Consider the following 16792-nt stretch of genomic DNA (forward strand, 5'->3'; position numbering starts at 1 on the left):
CTGGTTTGGACATCGCATTGTAATATGGATAAGAACAATTTGTTTGTAAGTCATTAAAACATATTTATATTTAGTGTAACAAAAAAGCAGAAAATCATTCCTGGAAGAATGGTTTTCTGCTTTTTATAGTTAGCCCAAATAACGGTGATATAGACTTTTTGCTTCTGCCACATCCTTTGTCCCGTGAATCAACGCTCGCCCATCGGCAAAAACGACCAAGCGATGTACCCCCGTACTATAGGAAACCAGAAACGGATTCCGCTCTACTTTTCCCTCTCCCACAGAGGCAAGTCGATCTGCTGTTTCCTTAAGATTCAGCTGTAACGGTTTGGCTGGTCTTATCTGAACGGTATCGCGACCGCACAACACATCTGTTTTCTGCCGATGTGAGGCTGACAAATAGGGATACGTCGGGTGACTGCCACAGGAAGGACAATCCGCTTTTTTCAAGCGGTCTACGGCTATCGCTGCATACTCGTTTCGCCACAAATCAAACGAAAACAGCTTCCCTCGCAGTTCTTTCTTATATCCGCCAAGAAGCTTGAAGGCTTCCGTAGTCTGATTGGCCGTGACCATTTGTACTGCTTGTGGTATAATCCCGGCGGTATCACAGGTCTCACCTCCAAACGGAACGGTACCCAGCAAACAATGAAGACAAGGCGTTTGCCCCGGTAAAATGGTATAAGTCACACCATAGCTTCCTACACATCCCCCATAAATCCACGGTATACGATGCTTTAATGCCATATCGTTCATGAGCAGTCGGGTATCAAAATTATCAGTTGCATCCATCATCAGGTCAACTCCCTGGATCAGCTCTTCCAGTTCCTCTACCCCAACATCCAATACATGTGCGTGTATGACCGTTTCCGAATTGATTTCCTTTAATCTTCGCTGGGCAGCCACTGCTTTGGGGCATCTCTCTGCAGCGTCACTCTCCTGAAAAAGCTGCTGACGCTGCAAGTTGCTCCATTCCACATAATCCCGATCTACGATGCTTACCGTACCTACCCCTGCACGGACAAGCGTTTCCGCAATACCTGTGCCGAGCGCTCCGACACCTATGATTAGTACATGAGAAGAAGCGAGCCGGCGTTGTCCTTCTGACCCAAAGGGAGCGAATCTTTCCTGTCTGGAATAGCGGTCCCCTGCTTGTACTCCTTCACAGGATTTTTCTGTTTCCATCATGCCTGAACCATACCTTCTGTCGGACTGCTTGCTGAAGCATAACGTTTTACGGGAATCAGCCCCGCCTCAAAACCATATCTACCCGCGCGAACAGCCAGCTTCATGGCCTCTGCCATTTTTACAGGATCCTTCGCTCCCGAAACGGCTGTGTTCAATAGAACAGCATCTGCTCCCAGTTGCATCGCCATTGCCGCATCACTCGGTGAGCGAATACCCGCATCGACAATGACCGGAATCTCTGCTTGTTCAATAATTAACTCCAATGCAAACGGATTGAGCAGGCCGCGTCCTGTACCAATCGGTGAAGCTCCAGGCATAATGGCATGCACTCCAAGCTCTTGCAGCCTCTTGGCCAGAATGACATCATCCGATATGTAGGGCAGCACAATAAAGCCTTCCTCCAGCAGCTTTTCGCTTGCTTTCAGCGTTTCAAAGGGATCAGGCAACAGCGTCTTGCCATCACCAATGACCTCAACCTTAATCATATCGCACAGACCTGATGCTTTTGCCAACTTTGCAATACGAACGGCCTCCTCCGCTGTCGTCGCTCCTGCCGTATTGGGTAGAAGTGTATAGCGGCTCAAATCTAGCGTATCCAGAAAATGTTGCTTATCCCGTTCCTCCAAATTTAATCTCCGCACGGCAAAGGTCAGTATTTCCGTCTCAGCAGCTTCTACAGCTTGGGATTGAATATCCAGATTCGAAAATTTTCCTGTTCCCAGTAACAGCCTTGATGTAAAAGATGCTTTTCCAATGGTTAACATAATCAACCGCCTCCTACAAAATGTACAATTTCCAAGCTGTCTCCGTCTTTCAGGATCGCTTCCTCATGTTCTTCACGAGTCAATATGTGGCGATTCAGCTCCACCACAACGGTTTTCACCTTTAAATCAAGCTCATGCAGTAATTGTTCCACATGAGTGATCCGGTTAGAGAAGCTCATGCTCTGGCCGTTAATCATCAGCTTCATAAGCTTTCCTCCTTGATACGTGTAGAAGAAAATTTGCTTATTCCAAGCTCAGCAGCATCAGTCCCTTTAAGCAGAGCTGCCATCGCACGCCCGGTAGCATCACTCAACAGGATACCGTTGCGATAATGCCCGACTGCAACATATACCCCCTCTACACCGGGAACAGCCCCTATGAAAGGACGTCCGGCTGCTGCTTGCGGACGCAGGCCCGCCCAAGTGCGTATAAAAGAAGCTTCACGCACGCGCGGCAGCCAGGCAGAAGCGCGTGCCAGTAGCCCCTCTAAACCTTCTACGGTCACTTCTTTGTCATAGCGGTTTGGAAGACTCGTGGCCCCTATCCAAAGCTCGTTCTTCTGCTTAGGCACAAGGTAAATATCATCGGCATAAATGGTATATTCCAAAGGGTGATCCTTCAAGGAAACGGCAACTACCTCACCCTTGACCGGATCAAGCGGGTAATGAAAGCCTACCTGCTCTAGTAAATTCATGCTATCCAAGCCTCCGGCAATAATAACCTGATTGCACGAAAAAAAGCCCCTGTCTGTTACTACACCGCAAACTCGGCCACTCTGTATGACCAGCTGCTCCGCATGGGTACCCGACCATACTGTTGCTCCCAACACCGTAGCTGCTCCCGCATAAGCACGGCACAGCTGTACTGGAACGAGCTGTGTCTCCTTCGATCGGTATATAGCTCCGATCGCTTGACGATTCAAGCCCGGAATCCGCCTGGCCAATTCCCGGGCATCCCACCACTCAGGCTGAGAATCCTCACGCGTTTTAACAGCTTTCCAGCGTCTTTCACCCTCAGCTTCCGAACGGAAAGGAGTTACAAATCCTTCTGTACGAAATTCTACTGAAACACCGGACAACCGCTCCAACTCACGAACAAGCTCAGGGAATGCATCCCGACTTGTGCGAGCAAATTGTTGCAGTTCAGGGTCGGTGAACTCTTCGCTCTCCGCTGCAAGCATTCCGGCCGCTGCTCCCGAGGCTCCTTCACCCGGCATCATTCGCTCCAGCATGATTGTGCTGCGTCCTTCCCTAGCCACATGATAAGCAATGGAACTGCCAATTACACCTCCACCTATAACCAAGCATTCAGCATGTCCTATAACTGTAGCCTCTGTGTGTATTTTAGGCATATGTTATATCTCCTCTCCACTGACCTGACCTTACTGCTTTCGAAATTCTTCTACTCTCGTTTCCTTACAACGGCTGCGGACTACCTGATCTACCATTTGTCTATATTCCATCGCAGCCGCGATTGGCGACTCAGCTTCCCATATACCGGACATCACTGCAATTCCACTTGCTCCAGCATGATAAAGCTCCGGAATATGATCCGGTTGTATACCGCCAAGTGCAATCACTGGAATGTTGGACAACCTGCATATGCGTTCAAGCTGAGCTGTACCCCGCGGCACAACACCGGGCTTACAGTGGGTCTCATATACATGACCATAGAGTACATAGTCCGCTCCAGCCCGCTCGGCAATCTGTGCCTCTTCCAAGGAATGCACAGACACTCCACAGCGTGTTCCCTTTGGAAGTAGGCTCTTTACATCCTGAGCAGGTAGCCCATTAGCCGGTAGCTGGACAGCTCCAGCCAAGATAAGTAAAGCTACATCCACACGGTCATTGACTACAATTTGCTGAACAGGAACCCCCTGCTCCACCATGCTTCGGGTCAACCCGAGCAATTTCGAGGCACCCTTCTGCTTCAGACGTGCGTGCACGTAATGAACATACGGATAAATAGCAGCAGCCACTTGGGTTACATATGCATGGGAGTCATTTTCCATCGTAATTACGTGTAATTCGATTTCATGTTCACCTCACATTGAACTAGTAGTATAAAATAATCGTATAAGCTGAACTTATATTGTTGCGGCCCCCTATCGCAAAATATCTTACGGAGCCAGTCACATGTACCAGCAATAATGAAAGGAGATCATATGTGAATCCGGATACGGAGATTCGACGGGTAAACCCGAACGAAACGTAAAAAAACCACTTCCCAGAGGAAGTGGTTTTACGAACGTCCAATAATCGAACGGACAATCATATCCGTATACGTATATCGTCCCACGTACAAACAAAAGTAATGATGTGGTTACCTTGCTTGTACGGCGCTCACTTCCCTACGCTGGCATAACCCAGATCAGGTGCAAAGGGTCCGAAATCCATTTATTTCGTCTCAGCCGCATGGGCGGCTCCCCTAGTGTGACTATTATATTGTATCAGCTAAAGATAGCTTAGCATATTTTTCTAATTCTGCAAACCCCACTTTTTTTGTGAAGCATGACAGAACTGAATTTCTTTGACTTTAGTTGACTTTAGTTGACTTTAGTTGACTTTACTTGACCACTCTTCCACATTCCACGTTTTTGTTACCCAATCCTCGTAAAAATCCGGTTCGTGAGATACAAGCAATACAGTCCCTTTATATTCCTTCAAAGCACGTTTAAGCTCATCCTTTGCTTTGACATCCAAGTGATTGGTAGGCTCATCAAACAGAACCCAGTTGCTTTCCCGCATTAACAATTTGCACAGACGTACTTTTGCCTGCTCACCACCACTAAGCGCGGATAGAGGACGTGTGATATGCTCATTTTTTAAACCGCAACGTGCCAAATGCGCTCTTACTTCATGCTGATTCAAATGCGGGAACTCATTCCACACATCGTCAATCGGTGTAATTTTGCCCGCCTTTACTTCCTGCTCAAAATAAGCCGGCTGCAAGAAATCGCCTTGATAGGTTTTTCCGCTGATTGGCGGTATTTTCCCCAAAATGGTTTTGAGCAATGTCGATTTACCGACACCGTTACAGCCTACAATCGCAATTTTTTCGCCACGTTCAATCGTCATGGTCATTTTAGGCAACAGAGCATGAGTATAGCCAATTTCAAAATCAATTCCCTCAAATACCGTTTTCCCGCTCGCACGTGCTTCTTTAAATTGAAAGGTTGGCTTAGCAGCTTCTTCAGGCTTATCAATACGTTCGATTCGATCAAGCTGCTTTTCACGGCTCTTCGCCCGGCCTGATGTGGATGCACGCGCCTTGTTGCGCTGAATAAAGTCTTCCTGCTTCTTAATATATTCCTGCTGCTTCTCATAAGCATCAATATGCTGCGCTTTGTTCAGATCCGCCATTTCAAGGAACTTTTCATAGTTAGCTGAATAGCGGGTCATCTTGGCAAATTCAAGGTGATAAATAACATTAACGACCTGGTTCATGAACTCCGTATCATGTGAAATAAGAATAAATGCATAGGGATAATCCTTCAAATAACGCGTAAGCCACTCAATATGCTCTACGTCCAAATAGTTGGTAGGCTCGTCCAGCAGCAGGACGTTTGGCTTTTCCAACAGCAGCTTCGCAAGAAGCACCTTAGTCCGTTGTCCACCGCTAAGCGCAGAGACATCCCGATCCAATCCGATGGCCGAGAGACCCAGCCCGTTCGCCATTTCTTCAACCTTCACATCAATGAGGTAAAAATCCCCCATATCCAGCTGCTCCTGAATTTCACCCATCTGTTCCAGCAGTACTTCTAACTCTTCGGGAGAAGCATCTCCCATTTTATCCGTAATCTGCATTAATTCCTTTTCCAATTCCAACAAAGGAAGAAAAGCATCCTTCAATATATCGCGTACCGTTTTGCCTGGTGTCAGCTTGGTGTGCTGATCCAGATAGCCGTAACGTACACGTGGAGTCCATTCCACTTTACCTTCGTCCTTAAGCAATTTTCCGGTCAAAATGTTCATGAGTGTCGATTTACCGACACCGTTAGCTCCTACCAAACCTACACGTTCCCCCGAAAGTAAACGAAAGGAAACATTTTTAAATAATGCGCGGTCCCCAAAGTTGTGGGATACATTTTCTACAGTCAATAAACTCATACGCTGTTTTTGGCTCCTTATTGTCATCGGCTATGCCGACTGTTGTTATTTCATATATCATTTGTTTTCTTTCAAAGCCTTATTGTAGCACATTCAGCAACCTTATCGGAATATTGAAAACAGCGAATTTTAATGTTTTTAATGCGGACTTGCCTATAAAAAAAGAAAAACCACTCATTAGAGTGATTATTGTAAACCGTTATTACATTTAAACTCAAAGTATCCCGCAGCTGCCGCAGATTTTTCATCTGAAAAACGCTCTCTCGCTTGAAAGGGTGCTGGACAGGAATCTCTGTAGAAATATTTCATTCCGGTATCCGGTTGTAAGCCACCAATAATAGCTTGCTTTCTCACGACTCTTCCACCACCAAACCCATAGTTATTGTAAAATCTGTCACCGACCGGAATGCCTTGAATAAACGCCATTAGCCCCACATCATCTATCGTGTTATACCACTCTTCTTGCGGAATAGTCGGCAGTGTAAACCTATAGGCTACGCCGTTACGTGCTGCCTTCTGGTTATGGAGATTAATCAGGCGGGCCAGGTCCTCCTGAACACTATGAACGATGGTGGAACGTCGTACTTGCTCAAAAGTTTTGGGGTTATTTAGCAACGAAATGCCGGTTTGCCCCTGAAGCTCCTTTTGAAAGCCCTCCACCCACCTGTGATTCTGCGCATCATACGCACGTACATAATTATCCAAGGTGAATCCTACACTATTACCTGCTGAATCGGCATAAGCAAAAGGCTTTTTTTCACTCCATTTGGAACCTATGGCAGCTTGTCCATCCTCATCTGTGTAACTTTCTGAGGCGTACGTATAATAACCGTCATAATCCAGAATCACTATGGCAGGTATATAGTCCAATAATGCGCGTTGTGCTACTGTATCCCCATCAATACCTACATTAAGAAAAAGGGTATGCAGGAACGTACTTAGCGCTTCTTCTTTATCGACACGAAAAAACTTGTCCGATCCATACCCGGCCTCCCGTTCCTGATGCTCGTTCTGGGAGAGCACGACACCTGCATCCTGAACTGCGGTATGGAGAGCCGATGTGTATTTCATTTCCAATTGCTGCACTTCACGCTGATTTTGTACCCTCAAGTCACCGATTACACCCAAGGGCAAAAACAGCAGAATAAATATAACTGCAAAATCAGTAATCTTCATTCAGAACCATGCCTCCGTATGAAGCTGTAACTGCCGACTTTCCGCTATCGGCCCCGCCCAGAAGCCATGATTTGTACAAATCCGCAGGAGTCCGATTCGTGTTATGTAACCGTACTGTAAAATAATCTCCGGACATCAAAGTATATCGACGTGTCTGATCAGACTTTGACTGCTGGTTGTCAGGAAAAAGGACAGGCAAGATTTGCGCATTGTAGTACCCATCATATACCGTTTCATAATTGCCCAGAAAACTGTCCGGCTTCGAGGCATCTGCATATTCCGGTACATATTTTTTGTGCGTATGCTCCAAGTCAACCTCGTACTGATTGCCTGTAAGCTCTAGTTCACGCATAAAATCGTTATACATCGTCGGTGTAATGTAGCCCTTGGTTCTTACCATATCAACAAAACGTACGGTTGAGTGATACACATTTAACCCCGATATATCATCCTGCCGTTCAGCGGCTTGAGCTGCAGGTACGATGTACAAAAGCAATACAGCGAGCAGAGCCCCCAACAGCTTGGATATTGATTGAACCACTTCAGTCCTCCTCCAGTTTCTTAAAACGTACAGATATTATCTCTCCGTGTTGATTACGTTGTGGGTACATGGAATATAAAGAGAAAGCATTCAAAGCCGATACATCAGGCTCAAATGGTTCGGAATACACATCGTACTCCGTCCCGTCGACTTGAACCGATATTCCATCCTGTAAGTTCATGCGAATTGCCTGAATGACCTGAGTCCCTTTAATCTGTTCCGGTATGTCCACCTCCGCAATACGGGATATCCGTCCCTCGGAATGCTCCTCCTGCTGCGATCTTAATTCCAGTGTGGTACTCATCTGACTGGACAAGTCTGCTGCTGTTGTACATGCACTTATAAACAAAATAAGTGACACACCAAGCCGCAGCATGCTTGAAGCGTGATCAGACATATGCCCATCTCCTAATCGTTATGATCTTTACTTTTGTGCTTAGGACTGGGTAAACAACAACCCACGTACAACATTCGATTTGTCTTTGACAATTTCAGCCTTGAATTTACCGCTTGGATTCACGTATTCGTTTTCTTTCTCATTCAGCGTATTCGCTATTTTTCCTGTCTTTTCACTTCCACCGTTCACTGCGCCATACTGTTCACTGTCCATGCTAATGTTCAAAGCATTACCGTACCACTGGCCTGCCATATTTTTGCCGGTTTTAATCTGAATACCGAATTGGTTTTTCCCCTGAAACTTGCGTAGCGCATTGGTTACCTGAGATCCGCTAATCGTTGTACCGTCATATACTGTAAATGAGGCTTGAGACAATTCGGTCTGAATATCAGCAAAATTATTTTGTGCCGTTTTAGTCGCCTCCTGTGCTGAAATAAACAGAATGACTACAATGGTAATGAGGGCGATGGTCAAAAATATACCGGCGGCTACCTTTAAGGCAGTTGATGCGTTATTCATTATTCTTCTCTCCTTAGCTTGTTATATCGTACTAGCCATAATAGAACTTACTTACTGAATTTTTTGTATTTGCTCATAATAGCTATCCATTTGAACAAAGCTCATGCCGGTCAATGGAATCACCAAATATAAAAAGATAAGACCGTACATTGGAGCAAAACCAATCATCCTACCCCAGATGGCTTTGCTGTCTATCATTTTTTCATACTCCTGTTTTCTTTGTTCAAAATAGTAGAACATATGGGAATCCAAATCGTCAAAGGCTTCACTAATCGTAATTCTGCCCAAAGACAAATGGAGCTTGTCCACCAGACGTTGAAATTCCGGCAAAGGCGCTTCTTCTTTCAACAAACCGAGAGCTGCCTCGGGTCCGTGTTCATAATGAAGCAAGCATTTTTGCAGTGGTCTCTTGAAAATAACCGAAAAGCGATTCAACCACTCCAATATTTCCTCGACAGACACTCGTTCCATGGCCCGCAAAATAGAAATGACCGTTTGAAACTGATACACCTCATGCCTCATATCCAAACGTTGCATTTTTCGCTGCATATATAACAGAAGCATCGGCATTTGGTAGGCTACATATCCAACAACCAAACCGATCAGCACCTCCCACCACTTGATATATTCCTCGTTCCACGCTTCTAGCTTTTGGAGGATGCGGCGTGTATTATTAGATAGTTGATCCGCAGTAGCTGTGCCACCTGCATTAAGCTCCAGGGTTGCATACGTCTGCTCATATGTGCTTCCCGCCTTCATATTCAGTGCATGCATGACTTTGCGGTCAACCTCACTCTGCTTTAAAGCTTCTTTTTCTTCAGTTGGATTTAAACGTCCAAACATTTGACCCGATTGGACAGGAGCGTAAAGAATATGTGTTTTCTCAGCTCCATGTAAAACAAGTACCGTGCTGATGCTGAGCACCAATCCTGTAATAAAAAGAATAATCCTCCGTACGTACAGCCATTCCAGTTTTATCTCCGCACCACTCTCCTTTAGCAGTCGGATTATCTGGAAATAAGAGGATACCTGCTGCCGTGGAATTAAAGCATCTACCACATGATGAATGATAGGAAAACGATATAGCTTTTGCTCCCAGACATAACGACCCCTACCCGCACGATAACCTGTTTCGTTGGTCTGTTGCAGCTTTTGTAACAGAAAGTAAGATACGATAATTACAATATAGACGGTCGATTTAGTAATATATCCCAATTTTCCCTGATAAAAGTCATCCATGGATGGAAAGCTGGATCTCGCCCACTTTTCGATCGGCATCGTAAAAAAAACGGGGGCCAGTGCGATCACGTTCAAACTTTTGAGCAAATAGTCCAGTTTATTTCTCCGTAGCAGCTCCAGCTGGATTTCGCGCGCAAGACTGCCAAGTCCCTTCAAATAGATGGAGCCACCCTCCTCATTCCGGTCACCAAACTCCATCACCATATATGAGATACCAGCAAAGGCTTTTAAAAATCGGTTAGGAGCAGACTCATAGTATCTTTCCAGTGCTTCATGCGGATCAACATCTGTCAGCGCTTCATGAATGAGTCGTGTGTGTCTTCCAGCCTCAGCTCCCGCCACATCGGCCGCTTCAGAAATGGCCTCCTCTACCATGCCATGCTGATGATAATGGTGGCGTACATTGGCAAACAATTCGATCATCTGAGCAAGCAGCCTTTTTTCCATCCGGCTAATTGCCACATCTAAAATAAGGCTATTGATTACCACTCCACATAAAAGGGCCAATACAGCAAACTCTAATCCGGGTTTCATCATCAGCAGCACAATGCCGCTGCAAATAAAAGTCCCCCAGATGAGCAGTGTCATCTTCATAGTCTGTAGCCGTAGCTTGTACTCATCGTAGGCATGCAAACCGGATAGTCGCTTACGTACGCGCTTAATGTATTCTGATATGATAGGCACTCCCATGCCCAGCGTGTATAGCTTGTGCAATAAGGCTTGTATCTCCCGTTGCAGTACCGCTTTTCCCTTCCGTCCTTCCCGCACAGAATGAATTCGTTCACTGCGGATTGCATGATTATTGCGTTTGTGCAGCCACCACAAAGCTATATATAAAAGTACAAAGCCCCCACCTGAAATGATTAAAATCCACAATAATACCTCTTTAAGACTCATATTCTTCCTCCCAATAACGGGTCAAAAAACTGCGGAAACCACTGGCATCCTTGGCATTCATCTGCTCACACATCTCCTTTGCGCTTTTTGCGGTTAGTGGTTCCATCGGTATATAACACCCATTCCGGTATTCCATAACATGCCGATAGCTATAATTCGACAAAGTATTCGTGCCAGCATCTACATGTTCCGGGTCACACGGCACACATTCTGTAATCCGTTCAATGTAACGTCGCCCTTCCGCATCACGCTTGAGATGTACATCAAAGTTAATGACATGAACTACCTGTTCCTCAGCGATGCCTTCATGCTGAAATACTCCAGTTTTGAGCAATGAATTACGAAGTGAGAATACAAGATCACGAAATGTTTTGGCATGATGAGTAAAAATGGTGAATAGACTTGCAACCTGCGACATCTGGATCATCCAAGCGGCTACTTCATCACTCGCTACTTCGCCAAGGATGTTGACGGTTCCATCCGTCTTTTTCTGCAAATCAAGCCCTTGTTGCCCTGAAATATGGTCCGTTTCCCGAAAGGTAAGAATGTTACGTCGACTGTAGATGCTACGCAAATGCAACTCAAAGGCCATTTCCTGTACACGAAGCGTATACGAAGCATAGATATGCTTAACCATCGCCATCAATAGTGTCGTCTTACCAGAACCCTGTGCGCCTGTAATTGCAGTAATCCGGCTGCCTTTCATTAAATAAGAAAGGAGCTGGATCGGAAAATCAGCATTTTCACCTTTAATTAACTGCTCCAGCGAAGCGCTTTGAATATCAAATTTACGGACAAAGAAAGCCCACGATTCGGAGAAAGGAGGTCTGACTACCACTACTCGTGACCCATCCTTCATTTCGTTTACCTTATAACCATTGGCCTCGGAAAGCTGTCCCGGGTACTTGTATTTGTAAATATTTTGGCACACTCTTTTAAGCTCACGCGCTGAGCCAAAAGAAAGAAATGAAAGATGAATCGTTTTTCCTTTATAAAAAATCCACACGCTCTCATAACCATTTGCAGTAGGTTCAGCTGTCTGTTCTAATCTATACCGATCCGAAGGCCAGTCCGCCGATACTGGGGCACCTCCTTGCGGCATGCCACTAACGCCCCCACTTACACCGTCAATCCGCTGATCACGTATATCATCAATGACGGAAAAGCCTTTATAATGCTGATAAATCCGCTGTACAATAATATCCACCTTCTCCAGAAAGGAAAGGGCGCGGTATTCACAGTCGTAGATATAGCGGATATCCTCTCCCGTGACGAGATAACTTCCATCCTCTTCATGTTGCTGTGAATATCTCATTTCAGCCAAGTCATAAGTATCCAGTAAACGTGACAGGGCATCAGCACCATACTTTTGCTGGTATTGGTAAAATACAATTTCGAATTGATCCTGTATATTTAACAATTCAGGTCTGGAAAATGGCATGAGGGAATCTACGATCTTCTCGTTTAAGCCATAGCCATTAATCAGCAGCTCAACCATCAGATTTTTAACAAAACGTTTATCACCACTACTGCCATTGGCACAGTCCTTTAGTGCCCTGCGCAGCTCCGCTCTTTGATGGATACGCCTTCTATATTCCTCCTCATGCAACCCGGCATCCGCCATTTGGCTATGACTTAGTTCATGAAGCGCATTTTTGATATACTCCATCAGAGTCTCCAATGTAGCCTCTTCATTCTCTTTACCGACTCGTGAGATTGAATGACGGGGGTGAATATTTCCTCGATATTTAACGATAATCAGTACGATACCCAGTAGCACAATACAAGTAAGTATTATTCCATTGATCAATTGAGCGGACAGCATCAAGCGCCCCTTTCTAAAGCCTTGAGCCGAAGATCGGATTCTGCCGCCTCCAGAATAGCTTTACTGATTTGCCGTATGCTCCGCTCCCATTCGATAGGCGTAAAAAGCTTGCGATGCGGCTCCTTCCCGCTTCGTACACCACGCTGCACATGGCCTACTACATCCCTGCGGTTTCACGCGTCCATAAATTCGGTACTGTAAGGGACCGCATGTAGTGCCCCCTTGTAGCCATATCTCCTGCGGATATTCGCTACATTTGCTTGAGAATACACATCATATTTCCCAAGCACCAGCAATAACGGCAATGTCGAGTAAGTGGATAACGGAGACACAGATTCAAAAAAAGCATCCAGCTCTCGCATATTCTGAGTCAGCGAAAGAACAGCCAGCTTGGCTCGCGTACAAGCTTCATGCTGTACAGATCCCCACCCTGCTCCACTTCCTGCATCAACCAGCGTCAAATCATAATATTGATCCGCCGTGTCCAAGACTGTCCGTACAAGTCCCTGGGATAACAGTGGTGGAGCAACTCCAAAGCTGGAGGTTCCCTCAAGCACATCCAGAGTCTGTTCCAGAACAGGTGTCGTATAATTGCAAATATTTTCTCTAGACAATGTTCCTCGCAAAACTAACCGTGCGACAGCATCCCAACCTCCTTCCTGAAGCCGCAGACTTGGATCATCCATACGATGCTCCTGTACGGGGAATCCTGCTTCAATTCCCGTATGTCTGCGCCCCAGATGGGTCAATAGTAATCTTCCTCTATATAGATTGCCTATGGTAACTGCTATAGCTGCCGCCAATGAGCTACTTCCACTCGCTCCTTTAATAGGACTCCAAAACAAAACGGTGCTCATACTCTCCTCCTTTCCGCACGCTTTAGCGCACGTCGGCTCTCTTTAAATTCCCAGCCCATCCAATCTCCAATGCAACGACACAATTCTTTCTTATACATTCTGGATAACGGTTTTAGTTGAAGCTGATGTTTATGCTCATTTTCCAGTTTCAGGGCAAGATTTCCCTCATCCCATGGCAGTACATATGGTTCTTGCTGCCAGGAAGCAGGAAAACCGTTCATGTATTCCCACAAGTACGGCTCCTCTACCCCACAATCCACAGCCTGTAAAAATAATTTGTGAAATTCAAGGTTTTTGGGGAATCCAGTTTGACCGAACAAATGCTCAAGCCACATCCGTCCGTTGTGCATCTGCATTTGGCTATAATCACTGACCCAAATCCGCTGTTCCGCCCTTTTCCAAACAGATATTGGGCAAAAATCCGCTGACTCTACATCCAAAATAACAATGTCATAAGCATGCTCTGTCTTTTGATCAGCCATCATACCGATGCTCAAATCTTCCCATGCTGTAAAACCAGTTGCCACATCAAAACCACTAAACTGTGTAATGGGAAGTGGTTTGTCGAGCATTCCTATGCTGTACCGATACTGCCCCTTCAGCGTAGCATCCACAAGAAGTACCTGTTGGCCGGAAGCTGCTAATATACTGCTGATGTATAACAAGGTATCGCTTTTATCACAAAGTCCGGCAAATATCCAAGTTTTCATACTTCCGTTCCTTTACTTTTATTTATTTGGCATACGGATCAGAGCTTCCGCCCTGCGTCAAAATTTCCTCTTGTTCTTTGTGATCCTGTCCGACCCCATATCCATTCCCTGCCCCCTTACTCCCGCCAGATGCATCTTCGATTGTCGTATCCGATTGCTGAGCTGCAACTTCCTCACTCAGACTTCTTTCTATGGGTGTTGAAATCACATTGTTTGATGAATCAATTGCACTTTCAAGAGAAACCCGCAGCTGTTTGGACAGCTTTTGTTCTGCTACCTGTATCAAATTCGGATCACTATTCATTAGTGCTAACACTTGGGCATTAGGCGGATAAGTCGGGATCGCCTTGGGCTGAAATTGGGGATCGACATATGTCAACGCATAGATGGATGCTTTATGCAGATAGGCATCAACAATTGCGCTCGAAAACGACAATATCTCCTGCTCGTTCAAGGTAACCCAGACGATAGGACCTTCCAGCCTTGAAATTTTCTTTTTGGATAATAGAATGTAATCCTGACCCGTTGGAAATTGAATACGGATATCCACTTCGTCCCCCTGCTTTAGGCTGTTGGGTAATACCACTACCTTTAGCTCACGGTTTCGTAAATCTTTAGGTGTGGGCTCATCATCAGTCATCATAGCTGACGTAAGTACAGACCCTTTTTTCAACTCAATCTTGGCTGTGGTACTAGAAGCTTTATTTTTATCTGCTACCAAATTTGCTGGAGCCTGAGATCCAGGGACCGTAACTGCCTTTAAATCATTAGATGTAATCTGTTCACCCGGAGATATGTCACGAATAACAGCCCAACCTTTTTTCGCGGTGCGTTGCTCTTGTTCGTACGCTTTCCATTTTAGTTCTGCATCTACTTCGGCCTGTTTCCTCACCTCATTCATTTGATGGGTGTTAATCATAAGGTAGCCCGCAAAAATAATGCCAACTATACCCGCGCCAACACAACCGGCGTATAGCTTTTGCTTACTGCTTTTTCTTAGCTTGGACACACAGCTTCTCCCCTGCCTTTTTTTGATATATATCTTTGATTTAGCGCTGCCGTTTAAGAAATCCGAAGCGTTTTTTCCTGGTATCCGGAATGGCTCCGCGAAACAGCTCGTCCAGCACCTGATCCACCTCATCATCTCGCTCGAATGGGTCGGAATGGAACGGTAGCGCAAATACTTTATCATGATCCAGTTCCTTACGTAGCCTGTGAACTGCCTCCGAGGGTGCCAACGGCAAACAGTAATTCCATTTATGCTGCGGATGGCGCTGAAGTGATCGGGCCAGCCCGATTATCTCCTGAGCTCTCCATTCTGCTCCTGAACCAACAACCAGCGGGTAATCGGCTCTCAAAAATTCTTCCAGTCGCTCATTATCCTGCCCACTCCCCAAATCCAGAACGAGAAATCTATAAGAGCCGCCCAGCAAAGAAATGACATCTGCACGAGATGTCTGCCGCCAATAATGTACTCCGTCAACCTCAAAACGCCGACTTGAATTCGTTCGTCCAGCAGGTATGCCCTCCACCACCGCTTGAAGTCGGGCAAACGCTTTGGCTGTACTATGCAGCTCAACCAAAGCTACGGAACGGGATCTTCGGGATAGATAGTGGCTCACCGCAATGGCCGTATGTGTAGCACCTGAACCGGAAGACACACCGAGCACAGCCACTACCCTTGTACCTGCGTATTCCAATGAAGTAATTGAAGTATCACCAACGGATACTCTATGTTGAGAAGGCTGAAAATCTGCACTGCGGCGCAGTTCTCCAATAACCTCTCTGGCAGATTGAAATCGTTCCTCAGGATGCTGACGCAGCAGCTTTCGAATCACTGGAATCAAATGGCGGGGCAGTTCCCCGCGAATATATCCTTCTACTCCCGCAGTCCACTCGCTATATTTTCCACCTGTACAGAGATACAGCAGTAACGCTCCCAAACTGTATAAGTCTGAGCGAGCATCCGTTTGACCTGCTCCATATTGTTCCGGGGCTGCAAAGCCCACAGTTCCCAGCTTGACCGTATCCTGATTCAGTTCAGACTTATAGCTCCGCGCGATCCCAAAATCAATCAGCTTAAATTCCATTGCCGGGGTTAGCATAATATTGGTCGGTTTCAAATCACGGTAAATGACAGGCGTCTGACGGGTGTGCAAGTAATCCAGCACATCCAGCACCTGCAAAGCGAATGGAACAATTTGCTCCTGTGGAATATGGCCTTTGTAACCTTTCATATACGCTTCCAGCGTCATCCCTTCAATGTAATCCATAACCAGAAATACTGCACCCGATGGCGGATGCTCGAAGAAATCAACAATTCTCGGTAGGCGTGGATGGCTTAATGAAATCAGCATTTCTGCTTCTGTCCGTATAAGCCTCATCATTTGCGGCTCGGCAACCGACTCCTTCACCGCCCATTGCTTGCCTGGCAGCTTCAAATCCTCTGCCATGAACACACGGCTCATTCCTCCTGTCCCTAACGTGCGGACAATTCGGTAACGCTCACCGACAATAGACCCGTATTCCAATCGTGATGGCGTCTGCATCATTCTTCTACCTCCTTTCTA

Annotated in this window: 17 protein-coding genes and 1 riboswitch; all 17 genes read right to left on the reverse strand. The window is 46.0% G+C overall.

From position 1 onward, the window contains the following. Window positions 1-129: 129 nt before the first annotated feature. Complete coding sequence (locus LCF57_RS25250; protein ID WP_226003118.1) at window positions 130-1188, reverse strand: thiazole biosynthesis adenylyltransferase ThiF; 1059 nt, start codon at window positions 1186-1188, stop codon at window positions 130-132. After that, window positions 1185-1952: a thiazole synthase gene (locus LCF57_RS25255; RefSeq protein WP_226003119.1), complete on the reverse strand. Its 768-nt coding sequence runs from the start codon at window positions 1950-1952 to the stop codon at window positions 1185-1187. Before LCF57_RS25255 ends, LCF57_RS25250 begins: the two co-directional genes overlap by 4 nt. A 2-nt stretch (window positions 1953-1954) precedes the next feature. Beyond that, window positions 1955-2158, reverse strand: coding sequence for a sulfur carrier protein ThiS (thiS, locus tag LCF57_RS25260; RefSeq protein ID WP_226003120.1), 204 nt, complete (start codon window positions 2156-2158; stop codon window positions 1955-1957). Continuing rightward, the gene (thiO, locus tag LCF57_RS25265) at window positions 2155-3303 is read right to left on the reverse strand and encodes a glycine oxidase ThiO (protein WP_226003121.1); all 1149 of its coding nucleotides are present in this window, start codon (window positions 3301-3303) and stop codon (window positions 2155-2157) included. Before thiO ends, thiS begins: the two co-directional genes overlap by 4 nt. A 30-nt stretch (window positions 3304-3333) precedes the next feature. Then, a complete protein-coding gene (locus LCF57_RS25270) occupies window positions 3334-3963 on the reverse strand; it encodes a thiamine phosphate synthase (RefSeq protein WP_226003122.1) in 630 nt (209 codons plus the stop codon). Between the two features lie 319 nt (window positions 3964-4282). After that, window positions 4283-4391, reverse strand: a riboswitch (TPP riboswitch). Window positions 4392-4507: 116 nt separating this feature from the next. Then, entirely contained in the window at window positions 4508-6061 is a 1554-nt protein-coding gene (locus LCF57_RS25275; RefSeq protein WP_226003123.1) for an ABC-F family ATP-binding cassette domain-containing protein, read from the reverse strand. 186 nt (window positions 6062-6247) lie between these two features. Continuing rightward, window positions 6248-7237: a hypothetical protein gene (locus LCF57_RS25280; RefSeq protein WP_226003124.1), complete on the reverse strand. Its 990-nt coding sequence runs from the start codon at window positions 7235-7237 to the stop codon at window positions 6248-6250. Then, complete coding sequence (locus LCF57_RS25285) at window positions 7224-7778, reverse strand: hypothetical protein (RefSeq protein ID WP_226003125.1); 555 nt, start codon at window positions 7776-7778, stop codon at window positions 7224-7226. The genes LCF57_RS25280 and LCF57_RS25285 overlap by 14 nt, the downstream gene beginning before the upstream one ends. Window position 7779: 1 nt before the next feature. After that, window positions 7780-8175, reverse strand: a complete 396-nt coding sequence (locus LCF57_RS25290) for a hypothetical protein (RefSeq protein WP_226003126.1) — start codon at window positions 8173-8175, stop codon at window positions 7780-7782. 39 nt (window positions 8176-8214) lie between these two features. Beyond that, a complete protein-coding gene (locus LCF57_RS25295; protein ID WP_226003127.1) occupies window positions 8215-8694 on the reverse strand; it encodes an ABC transporter permease in 480 nt (159 codons plus the stop codon). A 51-nt stretch (window positions 8695-8745) separates the two neighbouring features. Further along, window positions 8746-10830, reverse strand: a complete 2085-nt coding sequence (locus LCF57_RS25300) for a hypothetical protein (RefSeq protein ID WP_226003128.1) — start codon at window positions 10828-10830, stop codon at window positions 8746-8748. Beyond that, window positions 10820-12655 carry an ATPase, T2SS/T4P/T4SS family gene (locus tag LCF57_RS25305; protein WP_226003129.1) on the reverse strand — a complete coding sequence of 612 codons (1836 nt, stop codon included), beginning with the start codon at window positions 12653-12655 and terminating at the stop codon, window positions 10820-10822. Before LCF57_RS25305 ends, LCF57_RS25300 begins: the two co-directional genes overlap by 11 nt. Beyond that, complete coding sequence (locus LCF57_RS25310; protein ID WP_226003130.1) at window positions 12655-12804, reverse strand: hypothetical protein; 150 nt, start codon at window positions 12802-12804, stop codon at window positions 12655-12657. The genes LCF57_RS25305 and LCF57_RS25310 overlap by 1 nt, the downstream gene beginning before the upstream one ends. Before the next feature lie 24 nt (window positions 12805-12828). Further along, window positions 12829-13512 (reverse strand): hypothetical protein, encoded by a 684-nt coding sequence (locus LCF57_RS25315; protein ID WP_226003131.1) that lies wholly within the window; start codon window positions 13510-13512, stop codon window positions 12829-12831. Continuing rightward, window positions 13509-14222 (reverse strand): hypothetical protein, encoded by a 714-nt coding sequence (locus LCF57_RS25320; protein ID WP_226003132.1) that lies wholly within the window; start codon window positions 14220-14222, stop codon window positions 13509-13511. The genes LCF57_RS25315 and LCF57_RS25320 overlap by 4 nt, the downstream gene beginning before the upstream one ends. Window positions 14223-14244: 22 nt before the next feature. Then, a complete protein-coding gene (locus LCF57_RS25325) occupies window positions 14245-15231 on the reverse strand; it encodes an SAF domain-containing protein (RefSeq protein ID WP_226003133.1) in 987 nt (328 codons plus the stop codon). A gap of 40 nt (window positions 15232-15271) precedes the next feature. Then, window positions 15272-16774 carry a serine/threonine protein kinase gene (locus tag LCF57_RS25330; protein ID WP_226003134.1) on the reverse strand — a complete coding sequence of 501 codons (1503 nt, stop codon included), beginning with the start codon at window positions 16772-16774 and terminating at the stop codon, window positions 15272-15274. Between the last annotated feature and the right edge of the window lie 18 nt (window positions 16775-16792).

The organism is Paenibacillus sp. BJ-4 (genome assembly GCF_020404765.1).
Lineage (GTDB): Bacteria > Bacillota > Bacilli > Paenibacillales > Paenibacillaceae > Paenibacillus.